The following is a 26,695-nucleotide window of genomic DNA, read 5'->3' on the forward strand; positions in this document are numbered from 1 at the left end:
AAAAACCTTTCGCTGATGCCTCATCATCTGTAAGTTGTCGTATCGAATGAACGCTACGACTAAAAAGATCATTTAAAATCTTATTCCCTCTAAAAAGTAATCGATGATCTCTTAAATCTGTAAATTCGCGCTGCATATAGACCGCAAATTAAACAAAAAGATGTGTCCACACGATAGGTTTTCACGGGAATGACGACCGCTCAAAATATTATTCTGCTAACAGTACTTCAAAATCAATTTTGATAGGAGCCTCTTTTTTTAAATTTTATGTTGATCTCAATTAGATTTTCTCCTCCACAACAATCTAAAGTGGAAAAATGGCATGGCGCTTTAGTTTTCAGATAAATCCTAATGGATAGCGACTAATAAAGCTGAATTTTTTTAACTAATATTAATAACATTAAAATTGCCAGACATTTTCATGCCAGAAAATCGATATTTTTCTGAAAATTTTAATTTTTTCTCAAGTAATACTTTCATTTTATCTATATATGAGGTTTCTATCGCCTTAAAAAGTTAGTTAATGCTTCGTTTGTTTATGTTCTTGGCCAATAATTTGCTTTGGGGAATTTCATTCTTTTTTTGAGTGTTAATTATCCCCGTTTTGGGGTGATTAAGGGAATTATTTCTACAAAATGTTAAATTTTGTTAAAATAAATTTGGTGATTTAGCTAAGTAACTATACATTAGCGCCTAAATCATTAACTAACCTATTTTCACATTATGAAAAAACTTCTACAAAGTTTGTTCATACTTATGTTCGTTGCTGCAACAGCAATGGCACAAGATCGAACAATCACAGGTACAGTTACTTCGTCGGACGATAAATTGCCGATTCCTGGAGTAAGTGTAAAAATTAAGGGAGCAACAACAGGTACTTCTACCGATGCTGCTGGTAAATTCACCCTTAGAACAAATGCTGGAGCTACTATCGAATTCACTTCAATTGGCTTCGCAAAGCAATCAAGAACCGTTGGCGCATCTAATTCAATCAGCGTTGTTTTAGTTCCAGATGCACAATCTTTAAGTGAGGTGACAATTACTTCCGCCTTAGGGGTAACAAGAACGGAGCGTTCAATTGGTACTGCTCAGCAAAGCCTAAAAGGTTCAGATTTAAGCCAAACTAAACAGGTAGATTTAAATACAGCCTTGGCTGGTAAAATTGCAGGTGTTCAGGTGTTAGGTGGATCGGGTGCAAGATTCGGAACAGCATCTGTTAGAATTCGTGGCGTTAATAGTGTTTCAGGCGGAAGAGATCCACTTTATGTTGTAGATGGAGTTGTAGTTCCATCAACCAGTATTAATATGGATGACGTAGAAGACTTAACTGTGCTTAAAGGCCCTGCTGCTACCTCTTTATATGGTCAACGTGGAGATGCTGGAGTTGTAGTAATAAAATCTAAATCAGCGAATGGTAAAGGTCTTGGAATAGAACTTAACCATACAACGAGTTTTGAGAATGTAGCAACACTTCCTAAATATCAAAATGAGTATGGTGGTGGTGCTAGTCAAACATGGTCTACATTTACATTTAATCCAGCAACAGATGCGCCAGCGTTATCTGCAATGAATGGCGCTAGATATTACAACTATTCTGTTGATGAAAGTTGGGGGCCTAAGTTTGATGGACAACCTTACGCACCTTGGTATGCATGGAATAAATTTGATTCTCAGTATGCACAACAACAACCGTATGTTGCACAGCCAGACAATATCAGAGATTTTTATGAAACTGGGATTCAGAATAACACTAATATTGCTTTCTCTCAAGTTAGCGAAAAACTAAGTACCAGAGTTTCTTACACAAATTTGAATCAAACAGGCGTTTCGCCTAACACAAAGGCAGATCAGAACAGGCTTAGTTTCAATGCAAAGTTTAATCCAATTAAAAAATTGACTTTCTTGGCTAATGTAAATTTTAATTCAATTAATTATTTTAATAGACCAACTGAAGGATACGGTACACAAACTTCAGGTTCATTTAATCAATGGTTTCATAGAGATACTGAGATTGAGAAGTTAAAAAATTATAAAAATCCTGACGGAACATTTACTACTTGGAATATTACTAGTCCAAGAAATACCGCTCCTAAATATTGGGATAATCCTTACACGGAGGCGTATGAAAATACTTCATTCAATAATAGCTCAAGAACTTTTGGTTATTTGCAAGCATCTTACAATGTAATACCATCCTTGACTTTGGACTTCACAACAAAGGGAAATTATTCAAATGGAAGAACTGAAAGTAGAGTCGGTTCAGGAACACTAAATCTGGAGTCGTATACTGTTGGTCAAACGAGAGATAGAGAAAATAACTATGTCGTAGATGCTATGTTTAAGAAAACATTTGGAGATTTCTCTCTGAATGCTGCTGCTTATGGAGAGCTTCGTATTAATCGTTCTGAAAACTTAAACTCGGCAACTGCCGGAGGATTTACAGTTCCAAGTTACTATAGTATTGCTGCGTCTAAAGATAGACCGAATGCTACTAGTTTTATTTCAAACAAGAAAGTTAGAAGTTTATATGCATTCGCTTCGACTGGATTTAAAAATTATTTGTTTTTGGATTTGAACATCCGTAATGACTGGTCTTCATCACTTCCATCTGCTAATAATTCTTATTTATATGGTGGTGCATCACTATCATTTGTTTTTACTGATATTTTGCCAAAAAATAATATTCTTTCGTTTGGTAAGCTAACTGGTTCATTCGGTAGAACTGGTTCTGATTTAGACCCTTATCAAGTAAGTCAGGTTTATAGCTCTAATGGATTTTATGGTACTAATCCAGCGTTAACTGTTCCAAATCAAATTCCTAACGAGAACCTTAAGCCTGCACTTTCTGATGCTTATGAGGCAGGATTAGAGGTACGCTTTATTAAAGATAAGCTACGTTTTAGCGTAAATTATTATGATCGTTCATCTAAGGATCAAATAATCTCATTAAGCTTACCATCTTCTACAGGGTTTTCTTCAGCGCTTGTTAATGCTGGAGAAATTACAAGTAAAGGATGGGAGTTTACATTAGGAGGAACACCAATTAGAACTAAAGATTTAACTTGGGATATCAATGCGAATTTCTCAACAAGCAAGAATAAAATTGTTGCACTTTATCCTGGCTTGGATAACTTTCCATTCGATTCATTTGGTTATACTGGTACCCCAAGAATTAACGTAGAACGTCGCGTTGGTCAGGCTTGGGGTAATCTTGTTACACAAGTTATTCAAAAAAATGAAAATGGCGATAATTTAATCGGAGATGATGGTTATCCATTGTTAGAAGATAATCACGACCTAGGATCATTTATTCCTGATTTAACAGGAGGATTCACCACATCTGTTTCTTACAAAAGATTCACAGCAGGGCTTTCGATGGATTTTCAAATTGGAGGAAAGTTATTCTCTGTAAGTAGAGGTAATACTTTCGGATCAGGTTTAGCAGAAGAGACAGCAGGTCTAAATGAAAAAGGAAATCCAAAAAGGGATGATCCATCAACTGGTGGAGGTATTTTAATTCCTGGCGTAAGACAGTCTGATGGTCAACCAAATTCGACCTATATAGGTGCGCAAGACTATTATGAAGGTTTTATTCCTTATACTTGGGGTGAACAAGTTTATGATGCAACTTTCGTTAAATTGAGAGAAGTTTCCCTAGGCTACACGCTTCCAACTAAACTTGCTTCGAAAATTAAAGCCCAATCTGTTTCTTTCTCTGTATTTGCTCGTAATCCATGGTTAATTTATACTGCAATTCCTGGCATTGACCCATCAGAATCTGCTGGTAGCTGGATAGAAGGTGGCCAATTACCTGGAACAAGAACTATTGGATTGAACTTAAAACTTACATTCTAATCTTATTACCACAATGAAAAAGATTCTTAAAAACGCATTAATTATCGCTACGGCCATAACTATTGTAAGCGGGTGCAAGCCTGAAGATTTTGGTGATATAAATCTTAGTCCAAACTCACCGTCTACACCACAAACATATCTACTTTTAACAAGTGCAGAAAGATATCTTGGTAGAACTACTGCTGTTACCTCTACTGCAACGGCGCCAGGTGTAATTAATGAATATGCTGCTAAGCTTTATACTCAGCAATTAAGTGAGAACTTATATACCTCTGAATCCCGTTATAATACAAAGGTGTATTCTTATAATGGTATTTATAATAGTCCACTTCAAGATTTGACTACAATTATCAATTTAAATACTGATGCTGTATCAAAAGGTGCACCAAATGTGATCGGTGGTGGATCAAATGCAAATCAAATCGCTGCTGCTAGAATTTTGAAAGCATTTTATTTTCAGAACATGACCGATAGATGGGGTGATATACCATATTCACAGGCACTTAAGGGGAAAGAATTTTTGACCCCTGTATTTGATAAACAACAGGCCGTTTACACTTCTTTGTTTAAAGAATTAAAAGAGGCGGCAGCTCAATTTGATTCAGGTGCTACCTTAAAAGGGGATATTTTATTTTCGGGTTCTGTAGTAAAATGGAAAAAGTTTGCAGCTACTATAAGATTAAATATGGCATTAAGATTGTCCAAAAAAGATCCAGCAACCGGAAGAACAGAATTTAATGCTGCCATAGCAGATGGCGTTATTACTTCAAATGCGGATAACGTAGTATACACCCACCTTGCTGAAGCAGCTAACGAAAATAGTATTTATTATAACTATGAAGTTAACAAGAGATATGATTATTCTATCAGCAAGACTTTAGTAGATGCAATGAATGCAATCAACGATCCTAGGATAGCTGTATATGCAGACAAAACATCTGCCGGTACTTATGCTGGAATGCCATATGGATTAACTCAGGCATTAGCTGGTGCATCTTATAACCCAGGAACGGTTACTAGTCCAGGTAATGTTTCTTTAATAGGCAGAGCCTTTAGATCTCAGAATTCTCCAGTTAGAATTTTCACATATCCTGAAGTTTTACTAACTATTGCTGAAGGTTATAAATTAGGATGGATTACTGGAGCGCCTGATGATACGCAAGCAGCGGTTTCTTATAATAATGCAATCAATGCATCTTTCACCCTAAACGGAGTAACTGCACCTGCAAATTATTTTACTCAAGCAGATGTAGCTTATGATTCCGCAAACGGAATTAAAAAAATTATAACTCAGAAATGGATAGCTAACTATATGGGTTATGCAGTTGAAGCTTGGTCTGATTGGAGAAGGACAGGATTTCCTGTGTTAAGCCCTTCACCTTATCCTCAAAATATTGGTGGTAAGATTCCGGTGAGACAAGGATACACTACAGATGAGGCAAGTTTAAATAATGCCAATTATCAAGCAGTTATTGCTAGCCAGGGGCCTGATGAGTTGAATACACCAGTTTGGTGGAATAAACCATAGTTATTTAATAATGCAAAAAATGGTTGTGCTTTATTATAAGCACAACCATTTTTCATTACTGACGTAATCATTGTGAATTTTAGAATAACTAAATTCCCTGTTGATAATCCACTATCATTAGCTGCAAAAGTTGCTAAACAGCCAGCTAGATTGTTATACCCTGACTCAGAATTAGGTGCTAATGGTGATGAAGTGACTAAACAAGGAACTATAGATCCTTTTGATAGTAAAATATTTTGGGATAAAAAGTAATTATTATTCTAACTCAAAAAGGCCTGGTAATTTAAAATTATCAGGCCTTTTTTATTTGTAATCAATTAAGATAGGTTTTAAAAGTTTGTGAAGAAATTGTGAAGATTTTATGTTTTTTGTCATATTTAAATCATAAAGTGTTGGTTTTTAGTTAATTTTTGTTAAAAAAAAGTTTTCGCATCTATATTTAATACTTTATAACAAACTAATTTCATCCCCTAACTTAAATTTTCATGAAAAAACTTTTACAAAGTTTGTTTGTGTTGATGTTCGTTGCAATAACTGCAATGGCTCAAGATCGAACAATTACAGGTACGGTTACATCACAGTCAGACGGGCTCCCACTCCCTGGCGTAAGCGTAAGAGTTAAAGGTGCCCCAGGCGGTATCGTAACTTCTGGTAACGGTAAATATACTGTTACGGTAAGTTCTAAAGCTACCGGAATCGAATTTTCTTTTTTGGGTTACACCACTCAAACAATAGCTTTAGGCAGTTCAAATGTTATTAATGTAGCTTTAGTTAGTAATTCTAGAGATCTTGATGAGCTAGTTGTAGTTGGTTTTGGTACGCAGAAAAAGGGCAGCTTAACAGGTGCTCAAGGTTCAGTAAGCGCTAAAGAAATCGAAAACACGCCAATCCTTAATGCGCAGCAAGGTTTACAAGGTCGTGTTGCAGGTGTTCAGGTTACCCAAGCTTCTGGTACACCAGGCGGAGGTATTTCAATAAATATTAGAGGTACAAGTTCAATTTCGGGCAGTAATCAGCCACTTTATGTAATTGATGGAATTCCAATATCTACAGGTTCTTATACTCAGGTTGCTGCTGGTGGACAATTAACCAACTCTTTAGGTGATATTAATCCAAGTGATATTGAATCAATGGAAATCCTTAAGGATGCGGCTGCTACAGCTATTTATGGCTCGCGTGCGGCCAATGGCGTTGTTTTAATAAACACCAAAAGAGGACTTAACCAGGTAACAAAAATTGGAGTTAATGTTTATTCGGGTTTTCAAGAGGTTGCCAAAACGCTCCCTACTTTAACAGGCCCTGAATATATCCAGTTAATGAACGATGCGGTTAATGCCAGATTAGGTGGGACAGCAAATTATAGTAGTACTGCAATTGGAGGAGGTGTTAGAAGCGCTAACCCTAGCGATTATCCTACTACGAATTGGCAGGATCTAATTTTCGAAAATGCAGCAATTACTAATTATGAACTTACTGCTCGTGGTGGAAGTGAGAAAACAAAATTCGCCGTTTCGACTTCGTTTTTTGATCAAAAAGGTGTTGTTATTGCAAGTGGTTACAAGAGATTTAGCGGAAGGCTGAACTTGGATAATCAAGCTACTGATAAGCTGAAGCTATCGTTATCTACAAGTTTCAGTAGTTCTGTTAACAACCGATTAAATAATGATAATAATATCTATGGCACAGTAAGTGGCGCATTCCTATTAGGCTCACACGTACCTGCTTATAATGCAAACGGAACTTATGGTAGAGATCCGATTTCATCAGTTGATAACCCTTTGGCTGGTGCATTAGAAAATACCTTTAAATTTTACAGTAACCGATTGTTAGCATCAGGAAGTGCAGAATATAAATTTACACCAGAATTAACTTTTAAATCTACAGCATCTGTTGATTATTTCACGGCGAAAGATAGGACATTTTTATCTACCCTTACTAACGCTGGTGCTGGTTCTGGTGGTTCAGCTACAGAAGGTCAGAATCAGGATGTTAACTATATCTTTGATAATACCTTAAACTATGCTAAAGTATTTGGTGGCGAACACAGTATTAACTTATTAGCTGGATTTTCTTATCAGGAGTCTAATAGCGAAAGTATTTTAGCTGCGGCAACAGGATTTCCAGGTAATGATATCAGGAGATTATCGGCAGGTTCTGTAAGAACGACTGCGAGTTCTGCGGGTAGTTCTAATGCACTAGAGTCTTATTTCGCAAGAGCAAATTATTCTTATAAAGGAAAGTATATTTTCCAAGCTTCAGGTCGTTTAGATGGTTCATCGAGATTTGGTTCGGAGAAACGATATGGTTTCTTCCCAGCAGTTTCAGGAGCCTGGAGAATTTCAGAAGAATCTTTCTTGAAAAGTGTTAGCGCAATTAGTGATTTAAAAATTAGAGCAAGTTATGGTATCGTTGGTAACCAGGAAATTGGAAACTTTACTTCATTACCACTTGTGGGCGGAGGCTCAAACTATTTGCAAAATGCGGGTTTAGCACCAACTCAATTGGGAAATGTTAATTTGACTTGGGAAAATACAGCTGCGTTAGACCTTGGTTTAGATTTAGGCTTGTTCAAAAATCGCTTAACTTTAAGCATGGATGTTTATCAGAAAAAAACTACTGATTTATTATTAGGTAAACCATTAGTGGCCTCTTCTGGATTTACAACCATCCAGTCTAACCTTGGTAAAACAGAAAACAAGGGCTTAGAGATTTCATTAACAGGTATAATTATCGATAAAAAAGATTTTTCTTGGACGTCAAACTTTAACATCTCTTTAAATAAAAACAAAATTACAGAGCTATCGGGCAATCCATTTGCAGCAGGATTTGCATCTTGGGTAGAAGCTGGGCAGTCATTAGGCGCATTCAGGGGTTACAGAGTTGTGGGTATTTTCCAAAACGCAGCTGAAATTGCAGCGGCCCCAACCCAAGCAGTAACAGCTAATCCGTTAACCTCCACTGCCCCTGGCGATATTAGATTTGCTGATTTGAATAGCGATGGCGTTATTAACTCACTAGATCAAGAAATTATCGGAAAAGGTCTTCCAACTTATCAGGGAGGTTTTACAAATAACTTTAAATATAAAAACTTTGATTTATCTATTTTCTTGCAATACCAGGGTGGCAATCAAATTTACTCTAATACAAGATCTTTTGGAGAAGGCATGAATGGTGTATTTGGTCAGTTGGCAACAACATTAAACAGATGGACACCAACAAATACCAATACGGATATGCCTAGAGCAGTATATGCCGATCCAAATAACAATAGAAGGGTATCTGATAGATTTATCGAAGACGGAGACTTTTTAAGAATCAAAAATGTTAGCTTGACCTATAATTTTGGGCCTAAAGTTTTAAATACACTTAAGGTATCTGGAATTAAGTTATATATAGCTGCTCAGAATCTATATACATTTACTAACTATTCAGGCTTAGATCCTGAAGTAAGTACTTTCTCTGTAACCAACACAGCGCCAGGTACAGATTTCCTTACTTATCCTCAAGCGAGAACTTATACTTTCGGACTAAACTTAACTTTTTAATGGATCTTGAAATGAGAAAATATATAAAATATAAATATTTGGCAGTCTTATTTGCAGCAGGTACAGTACTTTCTTCCTGCAAAAAAGAACTTGAGGCGCAGAAACCTCAAGCTTCTTTAGATGCCTCAATAGCTTTTACTAACGTAGCTAGTGTTAGAGCTGGTTTATTTGGAGTTTACAATAGCTTGCAAAGTGGGAATTATTATGGATTACAGTATAATGCCTTTGCTGAACTAGGTGGCGGTAATTTACTGCATGTAGGTACATTTCCGACGTATGCTCAGATAGCAAACAATCAAATTTTAACCGATAATGTTAACATAAGTGATATGTACAACACTATCTACACTGGCATTAACAATGCAAATACAATTATTGCCGCAATTCCTTCAATTACAGATGCAGCACTTGATAAAGATGCAACTCTTGCTGAATTAAGAACTTTAAGAGCCTTAATGTATTTCGATTTGTTGAGGTATTTTGGCGGTGCTCCGAATGGATACGGGCAAGCAGCTGGTGTTGGCGTGTCTATCAAAACTTCTCCAACACTTACAGAATCTGACGCTACTCCTATTGCAAGAAGTACAGAAGCACAAGTTTATACGCAAATATTAGCTGATTTGGATTTTGCAATTGCCGCACCAACATATACAAATAAAATTGTTAACCGTGCAGGAAAAGATGTAGCAAACGCAATTAAATCAAGACTTCAGTTATACAGAAGTCAATGGGTAGAGGCAGAGGCTTTAGCTACAACAGTTATTGGAAGCGCTAGATATTCTTTGGTAAGCACATCAAATTATGCGAACATTTGGCTGGCTAAAAATTCAACTGAATCTATTTTTGAACTTGATTATAATTCAGCAGACCAAAATAGTATTGCATTTTATTATTATACAACAGCAACTGGTGGTCGTAATGAGATAAGCTCTTCTAATACGCTTAACTCAGCACATGAGGCCAATGATGTCAGAAAAGATATAAACTTCACTATAGGAGCTCCTAATGCAACACCAGCAATTCCTGCAGGTAAAACGAGAAAGTTTAGCCGAATTTCTACAGGTGATGATAATGTTATTTTGTTCAGATTGGCTGAAATGTATCTAATCCGTGCCGAGGCGAGAGTTCGTCAGAACACGCCTGCTAAAATTGCAGAAGGATTGTCTGATTTAAACGTGATTAGAACCAGAGCAGGATTACTTCCCTTGGTTTCAGTTTCTCAAACGGATGTTTTAACCGCTATCTTGGCAGAAAGAAGAGTAGAGTTGGCTCATGAAGGCCATAGATGGTTTGATTTGAGAAGATTTAATTTAACTTCAACATTAGGGATTGCTCAGACTTACAGAGCCTTGTACCCAATTCCTCAAAGAGAAGTTTTAACCTCTGGAAATATAATTGCTCAAAATACAGGTTATTAAGGCTATAATAAAAAACTATTAGTAAAGGCCATATCATTTTAATTAATGGTATGGCCTTTTTTTAATAGAATTAGATTTCAATAAAAACAACATTTATTCGTAGATAGACAGTTTTTGTTGATTAAAATATACAAACATCAATTTTTTTACACAATTAATTTGATTATCCAAATAATTTCTATATTTTTCAATCCCCTTAACCGGGCAAACTATTAATTAACTAAACTTAAATTTCATGAAAAAACTTTTACAAAGTTTGTTCGTGTTGATGTTCGTTGCAATTACTGCGATGGCTCAAGAGCGAACAATTACAGGAATTGTTACATCAAAGGAGGACGGACAGCCGCTTCCGGGTGTTACTGTAAAAATCAAAGGCTCTACAGGGGGTACAATTACTGGTGCAGACGGAAAGTATTCAATTCGAATTACCTCATCTGGATCATCATTAGAATTCAGTTCAATTGGTTATACGCCTCAAAGCAGACTAGTTGGAAACTCTAATTCACTTAACATATCTTTATCATCAGATGAACAAAGCTTGACAGACGTCATTGTTGTAGGTTATGGTACAGTAAGCAAAAAAGATAACACATCTTCTGTTTCGAAAGTTACCGGAGATCAGGTTACGAATGTTTCAATTCCATCTTTTGATAGAGCATTAGCTGGTAGAGCAACCGGTGTTCAGGTTATCACCCCTTCAGGTTTACTTGGTCAGGCACCACAAATCAGGATCCGAGGTGTAAACTCAATTAGTTCTGGTACATCTCCTCTAGTAGTTATTGATGGTGTTCCATCTTTAAGTGGTAACGTTGGTGGTTTTACAAGTGCGAATGCTTTAGCCGATGTTAACCCTAATGATATCGAATCGATTGATATCTTAAAAGATGGTGCTGCTACAGCAGTTTATGGTTCTAGAGCTGCCAATGGAGTGATTTTAATAACAACCAAAAGAGGTAAAAATGGTACTAGCTTCACTTATGATGGATATGTTGCTATAGCTAATGTTTCCTCCAAATTTGATCTTTTAAATGCTGATCAGTTTATTGAAATTGCAAATGAGAGATTTGTAAATGCTGGTCAAACCCCTCAGGCAAGACCAACATCAGATGGAATGGGTGGTTTTATCAACACGGACTGGCAAGATTACGTATTCCGTCAATCTCTTCAGCAAAATCATGCAGTTGCAGCTTCAGGAGGTACTGATAAGACTAAATATTATTTCTCATTGGGATATTCTGATCAAAAAGGTGCTATTGTATCCAATTCATTAACCAGATATACTTTAAGAGCCAACGTTGACCAAAAGATTAATAAGTTTTTAACTTTTGGTGTGACTTCGGGTTTAACTTATCAAAATAACTTAGGTCCGTTATCAGGCTCTAATAACCTTTCTGGTAATACATTTGCTGCTATGCGTATGTTGCCAAACGTGCCTGTTTATAATTCTGCAGATGCAACCGGATACAACATCACTCCGGACAGAAGAGCACTTGGAGCTGGGGGGAATTTAAGCCCGATTTCGGATAACATCCCTAATATTATGTTCGTTTTGGAGAATAATGTTAGAAAAGCTCAAGCTTATAGATTATTAGGTTCGACGTATCTTGAAGCAAATATTTTACCTGGCTTGAAATTTAAAACTCAATTAGGTGTTGATGGGTCTTATGTTGATGATTTTATTTTTACAGATCCAAGAGCAGGTGATGGTTTAAGTGCAAACGGATCAATCTCGCAGGCATACTCGCCAACTTTCACTTGGAACTGGCAAAACATCTTAACTTATACCAAATCTTTCAATAGTGCACACAATTTAGATGTTACTTTGGTACAGGAGCTTCAAAAAAGAAGAACTTCATTCTATCAGGCTAGCATATCAAACCTTTCAGATATCTTTTTTAATCAGAATATTACTACTGGTACATTCGTTACCCCAACAGTGGGCGGAGGTTTAACATTCAACGGTATCGAATCTTACCTTGCAAGGGTTAGCTATAATTATAAAAGCAGATATTACATTGGTGGTTCGATTCGTAGAGATGCGCTTTCTGCATTGCCAATTGCAAACCGTGTAGGTTATTTCCCAGGTGCATCATTTGCCTGGAGATTATCAGAGGAGAGTTTCTTCAAAAATTCTGGAATCAGCAATGTATTAAGCGATGTTAAGTTAAGAGGTTCAATTGCTGAAGTTGGTAACACGGATATCGGTTCATTCCCATATCTAGGTACTTATGGTGCGGCTGCTTATGGAAATCAGAGTGGTATAGCATTTAACAATACGGGTAACCCGGATTTGAAATGGGAATCACAAAAAACTTACGATTTAGGATTGGATTTTGGATTATTTAAAAACAGAATCAATGTAGTTGCTGCATACTGGAGAAAAGATAACAATGATATCATCCTTTCTGCACCAACGCCGCCTTCAATCGGAATACCAGGAAACAGCATCAGCAGAAATATCGGAAGTATCAGAAATGATGGTTTTGAGTTTGCAGTATCTTCTGATATATTCTCAGAAAGTAAAGTTAGGTGGAATGCCAGTTTAAACTTCTCAACGCAAAAAAACTTAGTTAAAGGACTAGTTGATGGGCAAGATATCCCATCTGGGGACTATAATGTCATCAGAGTTGGAGAATCACTTAGAGCAATTTATGGTTATGATTATGCAGGTGTTAACGTTGCAAATGGTAACCCATTGTGGAAAAAGGCAAACGGAACAATAATCCAAGGTAACATCAATACATCATCCTATTTTGGTTATGATCCAAATAACCCTGGAACACTTGGCGCAGCAACTAATTTAGTAGGAGCAGACCGTAGAATTTTAGGAAGCTCACTTCCTACATGGTTTGGTGGATTTAACAACACCATCACTTATAGTAACTTTGATTTAAATGTTTTCTTACGTTTTCAAGGTGGTAATTATATCATGAACCGCTCTCGTCAGGATTTATTAAATATGAACTTTGTAAATAATGGAACTGAGGTTCTAGGTAGATGGCAAAGTGCAGCAAACCCTGGTGATGGAAACATGCCTAGATTATTTGCTTCAAGAAGTGCATTTGTCAATTTAGAAAATGCTGCATCAACCAGATTTGTTGAAAAAGGTGATTTCCTTCGTTTAGACAATTTGGCTCTAGGATATAATTTTTCGGGTGAAGTTACCAGAAAGTTAGGAATCAGTAAGCTTCGTGTATATGCTTCAGCACAAAACGTATTCGTAATCACAGGCTATTCAGGTCTTGATCCAGAGGTTAACACATCAGGTGCAGGTGTAGATTATAACGGAAATCCTCAATTGAGAACCTTTACATTTGGTCTTAACTTAGGTTTTTAGTGTTAATTATTAAGATAGAAAAAAATGAAAAATATATTCAGAAATATAAATCAAAGTGCAGCAGTAGCGGTATTGGGCGTGACCTTAGCCTTGTCATCATGTAAAAAGATAACAGACCTGCAACCAAACAACAGTTTTTCTGAGGAGTCTGCATTTAGTTCTCCTGCCAGGGTTGCCCTAGCGGTTACTGGTGTTTACAGTGCTGCTCAAATGGGTGCTTATATTGGTACTGTAGATAGAGGTTATCCATTTGGAGCCGCTAATACAGAACAGCAGGACGTTCGCGGAGAAGATGTAATCGCAGTACCCTCATTTTACTTAATTTCTTACGAGGCAACCCATGGTATTACCACTGCAAATAACCAAGCTATGTGGGAAACCAGTTATGCCTTGATTAACAGAGCAAATGTGGTAATAGAAGGTGTAAAGAAAGCAGCTGCAGATGGGACTATTACTGCTGCACTTGCACTTCAGTATGAAGGTGAAGCAAGATTTTTAAGAGCCTTGGCGCATCATGAGTTATTAGTTCATTTTGCAAGACCATACAGCCACAGTGCAGGAGCTACTCATTTGGGCGTGCCTTATAGAACTGTAGCAGCTAACTCGCCAGCTGGTGTTGATATTAATAAAAGCCAAGGTAGAAACACGGTTAAAGAATGCTATGATAAACTTTTAGAAGACCTAAACTTTGCGGAAACCAACTTGCCTGACACCTATGCAGCAGGGTTAAAAGTTTCCAGAGCCACTAAAGGTGCCGCGATTGCAATCAAAACCCGTATTTATTTGCACATGGGCAACTGGGCAAGTGTTATCACCGAAGGTAATAAATTAGTTCCTTCGATAGCGCCATATACAAGTCCAGTTGGTGCATATGCATTAACAGCTTCACCAGCGGCTCCATTTGTTACAGCTTCAAATTTCACTAATAGTGAGTCTATTTTTTCAATTGAGAACTCTACAACACGTAATTCTGGTACAAATGGTTCAATTTCTACCATGTACACAAAAGCTGCAGGTAGAGCATTAATTGCAATTTCTCCACTTATTTATAATGCGCCATTCTGGTTGCCTACAGATTTACGTAGAACAGCAATGACTACTAATGACGGTCGTGGTTATTTTACAACCAAGTATCCTGAGTTTTCAACATTTACAGACGCAAACCCAATCATAAGATATGCTGAAGTATTGTTGAATGTTGCAGAAGCAGAAGCCAGAACAACAGCAGGAAGTACGAGAGGTTTGGCATTGTTAAACGCTGTTAGAAACAGAGCGGTTACCACACCAGCTAATCAATTCACAGCAGCTAGTTTTGCTAATGGGAATGCTTTAATTCAAGCTATTTTAAATGAAAGACGTATTGAGTTTTTAGCAGAAGGACATAGGTGGGGTGATATACATCGTTTGGCTAATGATCCGAGTTTTTCGACTGGTGGCATTCCGGCTAAAATAGCTTGGACAGGAACAACATTTGCTTCCTGGAATCCATCGGTGCCATATGCAGGTGTTAGATCGGTAACTGCAATTCCATATACAGATTTTAGATTCATTTGGCCATTGCCACAATCAGAAACTAATACTAACCCAGTATTGGCTGCACAGCAAAATCCAAATTATTAATATATAGTCTTAATATTTTTAGAAAAAGGCCTCGAATAGAGGCCTTTTTTTTATATTTTTATTTATAAAATGATGACCTATGAAAACACGTAAACTATTTCTCATTTCCGCTTTATGTCTTTTTATTCATGAAGTTGATGCACAGTATGTATTTATACCGGATCAGAACGGCAGGCCTCTAACCGATGCCAGGTATGAAAACCTCACTGGTTCACCTTATTTTGTAGATGAGTGGACAAATGCTGAAGTTAAACTGGCAGACAATAATGTTATTAAACCAACCGAGGTAAGGTATGACATGGTCGAGGATAAACTTCTTTTTAAGCAAGACAATAAGGTTTACGAATTTTCGCCAAAAGTGGCTGCCTTTACTTTAATGACCAAAATTGGGAACAGAACCTTTCTACTAAAAGATGATGGCAATAGTGAAAGTGGCTACTATGAATTACTCAGCAATGGTAAAGTTAAATTGTTAAAGAAAAATAAAAAAGTGATACTGGAAACTAAAGGCTATAATTCGGCCAATTTGGAGAAAACAGTTGACGAGAATAAAAAATATTATGTGCTTTACAACGGCGTAGAAAAGGAAGTTAAACTCAACAAGAATTCATTTTTAAATGCTTTACCAGAATTTAAGGACCAGATTAATAAATACAATTCAAAATTGTCGAAAGAAGAAGATTTTATCAAATTAACATCTGCTTTCAATTAAACAATAAAAGCCAGCATTTTGCTGGCTTTTATTGTTTATAAGCCTTTGCTTATTTCTTATCTACACTATATTTACCAGGGCCAATAAAAATTAGTGCAAAAAATACAATTCCCAGTTCAATGGCATGGCTTGCCCCACTTAAACCATCACCCTTAGCAAAGTGAACCATTGCCGCGATGATCATGGTAAAAACTAATAATATACAAGCTGGGCGATAGAACAATCCAACAATTAGTAAAAAACCTCCAAATGTTTCGGTTATGGCGGCCATAAATCCCCAGAAAACCGGGAAAAAATCAATGCCGATTACCTTCATGCTTCCGCCTAAACCTTCCCAGCCTTTAATGCCTCCAGCTAGTTTTGGAAACCCATGAATAATGAACATTACACCAATTCCAATGCGTAATAATAGTAAACCTGTATTGCGGTATTTCCCCAAATTATCTAAAATGGCCATCTTATATATATTTAAATTTTACGTTTTTTGTTTCTATCTCTAATTTAACATTTGCACCTACAACCATTGTCAGGTTATTATCGATATGTCCTGAAGGAAAATTAAAACAAACCGGATAATCATAATCTTTAACAATATCCCATATAACCTCGTTGGCTGTTTGTCCGAAAGGAATTTTCTCTACTCCAATTTCATTAAAAGCACCAATAATCAATCCCTTTAATTTTGAAAGTTTGCATGCTCTTTTAAGCATTCTCATCATCCGGTCTATCGAAAATTCATGCTCACCCACATCTTCAAGAAACAGGATTTTATCATCGAAATCCATTTCCGAAACCGAACCCTGAACCATACAAAGCAAGGTTAAGTTACCTCCGATTAGAATGCCCTGGCAATTGCCAGTCCGATTACTAAATTCACTTAGATATTGGTAAGATTGATTTTCTCCAAACAACGCTTTTCTTAAAGAAAGTAAAGATTCAGGTGTGGCTTCCTCAAAAGTATATGGCATTTGTGCGTGCATCGACTGAATATTCAGGTTAGCAAAAATATGCGATAGAAGGACGGTAATATCACTAAAACCAACAAACCATTTAGGGGCTTTTTTAAAACCAGTGAAATCCAGTTCATCAATAATTCGAACCGTACCATATCCACCGCGACCAGATATAATGGCTTTTACCAGTGGATCATCTAGGTAAGTTTGGATATCTGAAGCCCGTAAAATGTCCGAACCAGCAAACTGATTGTACTCTGCGTAAACGCTTTTGCCAATAATGACCTCCAATCCCCAGCTTTTTAAAACCGAAATGGCATAATCTATAGGCTTGGGTAATTTCTTCGCCGGACAAACAATGGCAACTTTATCTCCTTTTTTTAAATATGAGGGCTGTATAATCATGGTTAAAACAATATCTTTGTCAAATTAAATGAATTGTTTTGGATAATAGTAAAATAAAAAGATATACAGTCACTGCAGCGCTACCTTATACAAACGGGCCAGTGCATATTGGGCACTTGGCAGGTGTTTATATTCCTGCCGATATTTATGCAAGGTACTTGCGTTCCAATAAGCGTGATGTTAAGTTTGTTTGCGGTTCTGATGAAAACGGGGTTCCAATTACTTTGAAGGCTAAAAGAGAAGGAATTACTCCGCAGGAAGTTGTAGATAAGTATCACAAAATTATTGGCGATTCTTTCAAAGAATTTGGCGTCTCTTTCGATATTTACCACCGTACCTCGTCGCTAACGCACCACCAAACCGCAGCCGATTTTTTTGAAACACTATATGATAAAGGTGTATTTACCGAAGAAATTACCGAGCAATATTATGATGAGAAAGCTAAACAGTTTTTAGCCGATCGATATATTACCGGAACCTGCCCAAATTGTGGTAACGAAAATGCATATGGAGATCAGTGCGAAAATTGCGGTTCAACGCTTAACGCTACCGATTTAATCAATCCGAAATCTACCTTATCGGGCGATAAACCAATTTTAAAAGAAACTAAGAACTGGTTTTTGCCTTTAGATAAATATGAAGGAAAATTAAGAGAATATATAGAAAGCCATAAAGAATGGCGACCAAACGTTTATGGTCAGTGCCAAAGCTGGTTAAATGCAGGTTTGCATCCTCGTGCCATGACTCGCGATTTAGACTGGGGTATTCATGTACCTGTTCGTGGTGCCGAAGGAAAAGTGCTATACGTATGGTTTGATGCGCCAATTGGTTACATCTCGGCTACTAAAGAGCTGTGTAATTATGCAAAACTAGATGTTTGGAATCCGAAAGCAGAAGAATATTACATCAATAATTATGAGAGCGATAAATGTGGCTGGGAGGAATACTGGAAAGATGAAAGCACAAAATTAGTGCACTTTATTGGTAAAGATAACATCGTTTTTCATTGCATTATTTTTCCGGCAATGCTTATGGCTCATGGTGGTTATATCCTGGCCGATAATGTTCCGGCAAACGAGTTTTTAAATTTAGAAGGCCAAAAAATATCAACCTCTAAAAATTGGGCAGTTTGGTTAAATGAATATTTAAGAGAGTTTGAGGGTAAGCAGGATGTTTTGCGCTATGTGTTAACCGCTACAGCCCCAGAAACCAAAGACAATGATTTTACCTGGAAAGATTTTCAGGCAAGAAATAACAATGAACTTGTAGCCGTTTTAGGTAATTTCGTTAATCGTGTTATTGTACTTACCCACAAATATTTTAATGGTGTAGTGCCGACCTTAATGGAAGTTAAGTCAGAAGACCAGGCAGTTATCGATGAACTCGCAACATTCCCTTCTAAAATTTCAGTTTCTATAGAGAATTATCGATTTAGAGAGGCTTTATCAGAAGTAATGAACGTTGCCCGTTTAGGTAATAAATATTTGGCCGAAACAGAACCGTGGAAGCTAATTAAAACTGATGAAGACCGGGTTCGTACTATATTAAATCTCTCGCTTCAAATTTGTGCTAACCTACAAATTCTTATCGAACCATTTATGCCTTTCACAGCTGATAAGTTGATGAAAATGCTTAATAACGGTAAGCAAGAGTGGGCAGAAGCAGGTTCAACTCATTTAATTAAACGCGGACACAGTATTAACGAAGGAGTATTGTTATTCGAAAAAATTGAAGATGCCGAAATCGATTTTCAAATAGAGAAATTAAACCAGAGTAAAGCGTCAAATGCCGCACCTGCGGCGGCTATCCCGGCTAAGGAGAATATTAATTTTGATGATTTCTCGGCAATGGATATTCGTGTGGCTACTATTGTTGCTGCAGAAAAGGTAGAAAAAACAAAAAAACTCTTAAAGCTTACGGTAAATACCGGAATAGATGAACGTACGGTCGTTTCGGGTATTGCCGAATATTACAAGCCAGAAGATATTATTGGAAAACAGGTAAGCATGATTGTAAACCTGGCGCCAAGAGAAATTAAAGGTATTTTATCACAGGGGATGATTTTAATGGCTGAAAATTCGGAAGGAAAATTAACTTTTGTAGCGCCCGCAGACAAGTTCGGAGAAGGTAGCGTGATTAGGTAGTTAGTAAATTATAACACTTAGATAAGTGCATTGCCCCGATAGATTAGCTCTTTTGGGGCTTTTTTTTAATCTATACTCCATTAAGTATCTAAAAGGATAGCACTAACCTTTGGGATAGTGATGAGATTAGCTCATTGGGTATCTCTAAATTTGAGACATAATTTAGAAAACAATGAAAAAAATTCTTCATATCATTTCAAGTCCTCGCGGAGCGGCTTCTATGAGTATAAAATTAGGTAACGCCATTATAGAGAAAATTAAGGAAGCTTATCCGGGTGCTACTGTTACCGAAAGCAATTTGGCAAAAAAACAATTCCCTCATTTAGAGGAATCTCATCTTGCCGCTTTCTTTACGTCCGAAGAAAACCGAAGTCCAGAGAATTTAGAAGCTATACGTCATTCGGATGAAGCCATACAAGAAATCCTTGATGCCGATATTATCATTATAGGCGTGCCATTTTATAATTTTGGAATCACATCTACACTTAAGGCCTGGATTGACCATATCGCCAGAGCTGGCGTTACGTTTAAGTACGATGAAAACGGGCCTCAAGGTTTAATTCGTGGCAAAAAAGTCTATCTGGCAATAGCTTCTGGGGGTATCTATTCGGATGGACCGATGCAAGAGTATGACTTTGCTATGCCATATTTAAAATCGGTACTTGGCTTTATGGGTATGAAAGATATAAGCGTTTTCAGGGCAGAAGGTGCTTCGATACCAGTCGTACAAGAAAAAGCACTAGAAAAAGGAATCGAAAGTATTCTAATCGATTGAGATAATAGCGTGCGAAAATCGAACTGAAAGCAAGGGTTAGGAAAAGATAATTTTATATATTTGCGCATTGACAAAATAATTGTCAGCAGGTCCCGTAGTTCAACGGATAGAATAGAAGTTTCCTAAACTTTAGATATGGGTTCGATTCCCGTCGGGACCACTTTCACGTGTTTTAAAATGATTCAAAATCCTGTAAATCAAACGATTACAGGATTTTGTTTTTAGTCTAAAACTGTCAAAAACATGTCGTTTTCGCTCACTTTGGTGAGTAATTCGGTGAGTTTTGGCAAGAATCGAATTTCTACCACGGATTGAGTTTAAAATACTGATTGTCAGCATGTTCGACTTTCATACATCTTGTTTTAGTCAGGTTGCAAATCTTGAACAGAATGTTAAAGCGGCACTAATAAATACTTTTTTAGATGAAGCAAATGAATCAAGCGTTTTCAATGGAAACATATTAATTGAAGATGGTGGAAAGTGATAGTTAGAAAGGCAATAGGATATGCAGATGCATCAAAAAAAATTCCTCTTACTACTTAATAATGAATTGCTTTTCTTATTATCTGTCACCCACTAATTTTCTACTCTTCCAGTACCCACTTATACTTAACCAAAGAAAAGAAAGGTTAAATGCCAAGCAGAGGATAATCAATACGTTGGCATTTGTATCGAACAGCATCGAAATCAGGTATAAGCATACGGCAAATGGTAAGGTTAGCAGAAGCGCAAATAACGACCTGAAAAACTGAATTTTAGCATGACCAAATGCGCCTGTAGAATTATAGTAAAAACCTAGCACATTAAGTACCAGAAAAAAGACCGACATGAACAATAAGCCTGTATTTTCGAGAATATACTGATTGGCTCCCGTAAGGATATCAAAAACACCTGTTAAAGCATTCTTAAATATCATGAACGGAATTCCAAAAACAACAAGTAGCACTCCAAAATATACGGTCCAAAAAAAAGCCGTTTTTGAAAGTTTTTTAGGTTCATCCACACGGTAACTTTTAATAATTGTTTTAATAAAGCGCGATGGCCGGAAACCGTAAATGACGATCAGGAAAAAATAAAACTCTAACTGGAAAATGGTGAGCTGGAAACCATCGTTTGTTTTTCTGATCAGGTTTTCGTTAGATGCCTGAATGATGAAGGAATAAAATAAAGCACATACAGCATAGAGCCTAAAAAAAAGGAAATAGCAAAATAGTACAATTGAAATTCTTTTTGCAATCATTAAACTGTTTTAAAATTATAACCTTCAACAATTATCAGCTGTAAAATTTAGGATTATTATTTCTCCAAGTATTTTGTGTTTTAACATTACTCTTTTTAAGCCCAACCCATCTCTACTATATACCAGTTTCACTTGCTTAAATTGTCCGCCCTCATCATAACTCATCCAAGTAAAACTACTCACCAAATCCAGGTTTTCTGTTTCAATTAATGTTGGGAGATGGAGTTTCAATAAATTGAACATCATGGTAATGAGTTCAATTTAATAAATGCGATAAATTCTGAATTTTTCGTTATTAAATAATAAAAATATCCTATATAATATTTGGTAGAATATCGATTTCTTAGTTAACTCATACTGTACCGGTTCTGTAAAGTAAGTAAATAATTTATGTTTGTTCCATCCACGGCTATACAAAATAATGATGTCATCAATTGAGCTGATGGCAATTTTTTCCTTTAGAAAGAAAGTCTCAATAACAAGGTCGTTATTTTCTAAATTGATTTTATAAAACATATCAGAAGCGTAAATTTATCTATTAAAGTTAGCGCTTCACCTTTATTTTTCCTATGGAAAATTGCTTGTTCGTATATTATATTTTCTGTTTCATCGCTGGAGATAAATTTTAATCCGATAAGTTCATCTGGAATTCTAATTGCGACTAACTTTCCTCCACCTAAAAATATTATTTGATAATTTTCGATAGGCAAGAAATTATTCATACTTAGCTTTTGAATCGACTTTGTAAGGTCAATGGCTTTTCCCCAATCAAAATTGGGTTATCACCTTCACTTTTCAACTGTTATTTACAACATTGAAAAAAGAATTGTAAAGTTATTCATATCGGTTATATATAAGTTTATCTATTCCTAAACACAGCTACGTAATGAATAATTTCTTCAATGGATTTATCGTACCCGCCAATATAAATTTTTTTCACATCACCATGGTAGGTAAATCTTAAATGTGTAGCAGTAAACAATCCACGCTCACTATCAAATTCTTCTGAACAAGAAAGATTAAGCATTTCTATCCAAAGATATACATGATCTTTTTCAGTAATGCCTATATTGTTTATGATTATTATAGGTTTCTTTTTAAAAGTGTACTTGTACCTCCAAACATAGCCTGCTGCACTAAGGCAAAGAGTCAGAAGGAACATGATTAATAAAACCGTATCTACAAAGAACAAGAGAACAGACATTAATAAAACAAAAACTGCCATGCAACCTAGATCACTGTGTGATTCAAATACTTTTAAAGCATCGCTTCTTGTAATTAAACTAAATTTAGTTGAAGTCTTTATTTCTAATTCGTCTTCCAAATAACCATTACCTGTCTTTTCCAATATTATTTCTAATTTAGAATATTCTATAAAGACTCAAATTCTGTTTTCCCTTTCACTAATATCAAATTGGGACTTAATGATGTCTCCTTACTCTTTTGCCCTTTGTAATCCCCTTCGGTATTTATGGTACCGTACTCTATTCTTATCGCCCCATCTCTGGAAGTGCGATCTCTAAGAAAAACTTTTTTACCTTCCTTTTCAAAAACCAATTCATAGTTTTTCATGGGTAAAACCTCTTTATTTTCTAAGGGAGTTGCATCTTTTATTAACCAATTTACAGATTCATTTACCTCGTCCTTTGTCATATAAAATGCTTCGTATTCCATCTTCTGATTTTTCAATATGAATTTGAGATATTCATTACTGTCATTGCTTGAGATCAAGCCACGAATTTTTTCATATTCGGCAATCACTTTCTTTTCTATTTCAGGGACTTTCCGTAAATCAACCAGGTTATTGTAAAAGGCAGAAAAATCCCAAGGCACATTTGCTTCAAATGGAATATTGATTTCAAAGTATGACAACTTTTTTTCTTTAAGGTCCTTCGGCAATTCTATAGTTTTCATTATTTTATAGCTATCCATCGGATCACCCTTTTGTGCAACATAAAAAAGCTCTAATTTAATGTGAGCCAAGTCATCAATAAACTGAGCTCCATTCCTGGGATATACCATTACTTTTAATGTCTGATTTCCAGATTTTATAATATGTCCATTAATCGTTTCAGTAGCAGAGAATCCTCCTTTTTCAAAATAATCTACTAATGTTTCATCATTAATAGCAATAGATAAGCGACAGCCCATTTTATCAATCTGTATTCCGTACAATGGCTGTTTATCATGCTTCGGAGTGGTTTTAAATGTTTCTTCAATCATTGTATTCATATCTACTTTCGATTTTTTTTGTGCGCAACCATTTAGAATGCACAAACTTAATAAGCCAATCAATATTTTTATTCTCATACTTTAATCTGTAAACGGATGAAATCTTCGCAATTCTATAATATCTGATTTTTTCTCGACAATCCAAATGGGTTTATTTAATCTCTCTTTTTCATTCTTTTTCTTAGGCTTACCTAGTGTTTTAACTATAATTGTTAGTTTTACTCCTCCAAAATTTATCTTTGGTTCTATGAAAAACCCCTTATTCCCCTTTTCGATGCCTGCAGAGCCTAAAAGCTCCAAGAAACTCTCGCCTTTAGCATCTACTCCCAAACCATATCCACCTTGCACATCATTATTGTCTGCTTCAAAATTCACCCCTTTTTTTACAATTCCAGCTTCCATCTTGAGTTGAGCACCAATACCAAGTCTACCGTCAACTTGTAGGCTAACATAATCTTTCGTATTGAACGGAATTTCTACCCGAGCATCAATTTGTGAGAATGCATATACATTAAATTCTAATTTTTTACTTACTGCATATCCACCCCAATTAGCCACCAACTCAACTCCATCTTCTAACAACTCCAATGCCCATAACACTTGGCTTACAACCGGTACACCTTTAGCCAGCAAAAGCGCAAGCGCTATTAAATCTATCCCTCCTTCACCCTTGATCAAAGGCTCAAATCCCATGGTTATTTTACCGCTAGATTCTACCGTATTTGGCGTTGGATCTGGCTGTATGGCATATTCCCATGATCCATCTATCTTAATACTCGGGTAATCGAATTTTATGTAAAGCGGCATCCCCTTCGGTTTAGGGATTTTTTTCATTGTGTTCAGGGCATGCTTTTCATCATTATGGCACAACGTATCAACCGTTTGTTTTACTTTAACAAAAACAGATGCAAATTGATCGATCTTTTTAGCAATACTTTTAGCAAATTCATGTGATTCCCCATTTATATTACAGGATACTGTTAAATCAAAATCATAGGTTTTTCCTCCTGCCTTTCTTTTGGCAGTTGCATCCTTTGCCTTTTGTACATTTTCTTCATAGATACTCTTCCTCTTCTCCACAGGATGATAAGGCGTATTATCACCAGTAGTTCTTTGCCCATCTGACGGCATACCTGTAGAGGCAAAACTCTGCGGAGTTTTTTTATCGCTAAAAAGAAACGAAACCTTCCATTTTACATCTGGAAATACACGTATCCTTGCTAACTGGTTTGGATAACGGCAACTTCCAACAGGTATAAAATATGTTTGCGCATTACTTTCCCCTAAAAAAAGGTACCGCAGCGGCCATAACTTATCCAAAGCAAAATTACTAATGTCATAACCCATAATATCTTCACCTACTGTTTTATTGTAAATGTAGTGTGGAAGAAACTTCAAACTATCTCCAGCATATTGATAATCTATATTTTCTTTTAAATTCTGGACAACAGCAACATTTTTGGATCTCTGAGAGGGATCGGCCTTATAATCATAATCTTTTTTATTCTCCTCTGTTATTGGTATTCCTGCAGCTTTTAATTGCTTTTTATGAGTATTGTCTTCTTCTACTATATATTTGTTCTGTTCGTTTTTAAAAGGCAATACCACGTTCTTCATTTGAAAAACATTGTGTATGTCGCTGTGATGTTGTCCTTTTTCCAAAAGCACACCTGTACACATAACCCCTTTGTTTTTTAGATTTACCAAATCTATTTTCAGGCCTTTCCTTTTGTCTCCCCTAATTACATCATAATAAAGGGTAGTGCGATCAATTACTGCTGCATCTTCATCAAATAAATCAAATGGCTTTCGCTTTCCATCGTCTTCGGTAACACTTATTTTTGAATATCCACAGGGATCAAATTCTTTTCTTTGATACTGAACATCGCCGATAAACTGAATTTGGTTGTTCTTACTGATCTCAAAGTTTTTTAAAATAGTAGCTGCAGTTTCATACTTAACTAAAATATATCGAGAAACCTTTGTCTCCTCAACGTCCTTAGTTGTCGGATTTATATTGAGTACTTTTTCAGTATTTAACTGATGCTTATATTCGGCATTTGTTTTAGTGTTCTTAATCTTTATAATTACTGAATAATCCTTCTCTAAATCTCCCTTAAAGTGTATTTTTCCTTTCCAGTTTGGATCGATAAAAAAGGGGACGTTAAATTCGGCGTTGGCTGAAGTTCCATTTTCCTGCACATAATATTTTGATAAACTGCCTTTTATTACAGGATCTGGCAGCAAAGGACTACCACCCATGTCAGTTAAGATAATCTCCAAAACAAGATCTTCGAAATTTCTTTCTGTTGCAACATTATATTTATCTTCTAGTTTTGCTGGCAATAAGTGAGTAAATATATGAATATCAATGGTTTGACCGTAATGATATAATCCATCATTAATTCCGAGAGCAGTTACATCGGTTTCAAATTTTTGTTCATCGAAATAAGCAAAACGAATATCAGGCTTGTTTACAGGGAAGAAATTAAAATTGAAACCCTTGTTTGGAATATTATTAAAAACCTCCATGCGGTAAGAGTTTCCTAACCAAAAATCATTGTCGCCAGGAGTGAATTCAATATATGACCCTAATTTATATTGTTGACCGATACCACAATATTCAACAAAGCTAGTATTTTCCGCATTTCCTATCCTACCCCATGATGGGAAAACTTCTTTACCCTTCATATCTTTAGCTTTTGACCACAGATATGATAGAATATATGCCCACTTACCTTGATTTGAAGTGGCTGTTTTATCTTTGGTACCATCGCCCAAATTACCTTTTTCAGGATCCAGATAAAAGCGGTGTGTCTGTCCCGTTTTCAATAAAATATTCTCTCCATTTTTAACCGTTCCCTTATTTATTCCATCTACTGAATATTGACAGGATACTATACCACTTGGCAATTTAACCTTTTCACTCAT

18 protein-coding genes and 1 tRNA gene are annotated in these 26,695 nt (G+C 36.2%); 12 read left to right on the top strand and 7 right to left on the bottom strand.

From position 1 onward, the window contains the following. Positions 1-723: 723 nt before the first annotated feature. From ACFOUY_RS14315 to ACFOUY_RS14350, 8 genes are all read left to right on the top strand, one after another. On the top strand, positions 724-3,855 hold the full coding sequence (locus tag ACFOUY_RS14315) for a SusC/RagA family TonB-linked outer membrane protein (RefSeq protein WP_378961524.1): 3,132 nt from the start codon (positions 724-726) through the stop codon (positions 3,853-3,855). 13 nt (positions 3,856-3,868) lie between these two features. Then, entirely contained in the window at positions 3,869-5,383 is a 1,515-nt protein-coding gene (locus ACFOUY_RS14320) for a SusD/RagB family nutrient-binding outer membrane lipoprotein (RefSeq protein WP_378961525.1), read from the top strand. A gap of 72 nt (positions 5,384-5,455) precedes the next feature. Next, positions 5,456-5,635 (top strand): hypothetical protein, encoded by a 180-nt coding sequence (locus ACFOUY_RS14325; RefSeq protein WP_378961526.1) that lies wholly within the window; start codon positions 5,456-5,458, stop codon positions 5,633-5,635. 233 nt (positions 5,636-5,868) lie between these two features. Beyond that, complete coding sequence (locus tag ACFOUY_RS14330) at positions 5,869-8,928, top strand: SusC/RagA family TonB-linked outer membrane protein (RefSeq protein ID WP_378961527.1); 3,060 nt, start codon at positions 5,869-5,871, stop codon at positions 8,926-8,928. 11 nt (positions 8,929-8,939) lie between these two features. Next, positions 8,940-10,346, top strand: coding sequence for a RagB/SusD family nutrient uptake outer membrane protein (locus tag ACFOUY_RS14335; protein ID WP_378961528.1), 1,407 nt, complete (start codon positions 8,940-8,942; stop codon positions 10,344-10,346). A gap of 235 nt (positions 10,347-10,581) precedes the next feature. Then, positions 10,582-13,683 (top strand): SusC/RagA family TonB-linked outer membrane protein, encoded by a 3,102-nt coding sequence (locus ACFOUY_RS14340; protein ID WP_378961529.1) that lies wholly within the window; start codon positions 10,582-10,584, stop codon positions 13,681-13,683. A 24-nt stretch (positions 13,684-13,707) separates the two neighbouring features. Then, positions 13,708-15,303, top strand: a complete 1,596-nt coding sequence (locus ACFOUY_RS14345; protein WP_378961530.1) for a RagB/SusD family nutrient uptake outer membrane protein — start codon at positions 13,708-13,710, stop codon at positions 15,301-15,303. Positions 15,304-15,382: 79 nt separating this feature from the next. Further along, a complete protein-coding gene (locus tag ACFOUY_RS14350) occupies positions 15,383-16,015 on the top strand; it encodes a hypothetical protein (RefSeq protein ID WP_378961531.1) in 633 nt (210 codons plus the stop codon). 49 nt (positions 16,016-16,064) lie between these two features. Here ACFOUY_RS14350 and ACFOUY_RS14355 read toward each other — a convergent pair whose 3' ends face one another. Then, a complete protein-coding gene (locus ACFOUY_RS14355; RefSeq protein WP_378961533.1) occupies positions 16,065-16,472 on the bottom strand; it encodes a DoxX family protein in 408 nt (135 codons plus the stop codon). Position 16,473: 1 nt separating this feature from the next. Continuing rightward, entirely contained in the window at positions 16,474-17,373 is a 900-nt protein-coding gene (locus ACFOUY_RS14360; protein ID WP_378961534.1) for a S66 peptidase family protein, read from the bottom strand. A gap of 38 nt (positions 17,374-17,411) precedes the next feature. Here ACFOUY_RS14360 and metG point away from each other — a divergent pair, with 38 nt between their 5' ends. The 4 genes from metG to ACFOUY_RS14380 all read left to right on the top strand — a co-directional run bounded on the left by metG (position 17,412) and on the right by ACFOUY_RS14380 (position 20,776). Continuing rightward, positions 17,412-19,517, top strand: coding sequence for a methionine--tRNA ligase (gene metG / locus ACFOUY_RS14365; protein WP_378961535.1), 2,106 nt, complete (start codon positions 17,412-17,414; stop codon positions 19,515-19,517). Between the two features lie 172 nt (positions 19,518-19,689). Then, positions 19,690-20,292: an FMN-dependent NADH-azoreductase gene (locus ACFOUY_RS14370; RefSeq protein ID WP_378961536.1), complete on the top strand. Its 603-nt coding sequence runs from the start codon at positions 19,690-19,692 to the stop codon at positions 20,290-20,292. Positions 20,293-20,380: 88 nt separating this feature from the next. Further along, positions 20,381-20,452 (top strand) — tRNA-Arg (locus ACFOUY_RS14375). A 177-nt stretch (positions 20,453-20,629) separates the two neighbouring features. After that, the gene (locus ACFOUY_RS14380) at positions 20,630-20,776 is read left to right on the top strand and encodes a hypothetical protein (RefSeq protein WP_378961537.1); all 147 of its coding nucleotides are present in this window, start codon (positions 20,630-20,632) and stop codon (positions 20,774-20,776) included. 78 nt (positions 20,777-20,854) lie between these two features. Here ACFOUY_RS14380 and ACFOUY_RS14385 read toward each other — a convergent pair whose 3' ends face one another. The 5 genes from ACFOUY_RS14385 to ACFOUY_RS14405 all read right to left on the bottom strand — a co-directional run bounded on the left by ACFOUY_RS14385 (position 20,855) and on the right by ACFOUY_RS14405 (position 26,695). Beyond that, on the bottom strand, positions 20,855-21,532 hold the full coding sequence (locus ACFOUY_RS14385) for a hypothetical protein (protein ID WP_378961538.1): 678 nt from the start codon (positions 21,530-21,532) through the stop codon (positions 20,855-20,857). Positions 21,533-22,026: 494 nt separating this feature from the next. Next, complete coding sequence (locus ACFOUY_RS14390; protein ID WP_378961539.1) at positions 22,027-22,254, bottom strand: hypothetical protein; 228 nt, start codon at positions 22,252-22,254, stop codon at positions 22,027-22,029. Between the two features lie 137 nt (positions 22,255-22,391). Next, complete coding sequence (locus tag ACFOUY_RS14395) at positions 22,392-22,880, bottom strand: hypothetical protein (protein ID WP_378961540.1); 489 nt, start codon at positions 22,878-22,880, stop codon at positions 22,392-22,394. Positions 22,881-22,903: 23 nt separating this feature from the next. Then, positions 22,904-23,842, bottom strand: a complete 939-nt coding sequence (locus ACFOUY_RS14400) for a hypothetical protein (RefSeq protein ID WP_378961541.1) — start codon at positions 23,840-23,842, stop codon at positions 22,904-22,906. Between the two features lie 3 nt (positions 23,843-23,845). Beyond that, positions 23,846-26,695, bottom strand: coding sequence for a hypothetical protein (locus ACFOUY_RS14405; RefSeq protein ID WP_378961544.1), 2,850 nt, complete (start codon positions 26,693-26,695; stop codon positions 23,846-23,848).

Origin of the sequence: Pedobacter jamesrossensis (assembly GCF_042650905.1) — a bacterium.
In the GTDB taxonomy this organism is placed as follows: Bacteria; Bacteroidota; Bacteroidia; order Sphingobacteriales; family Sphingobacteriaceae; genus Pedobacter; species Pedobacter jamesrossensis.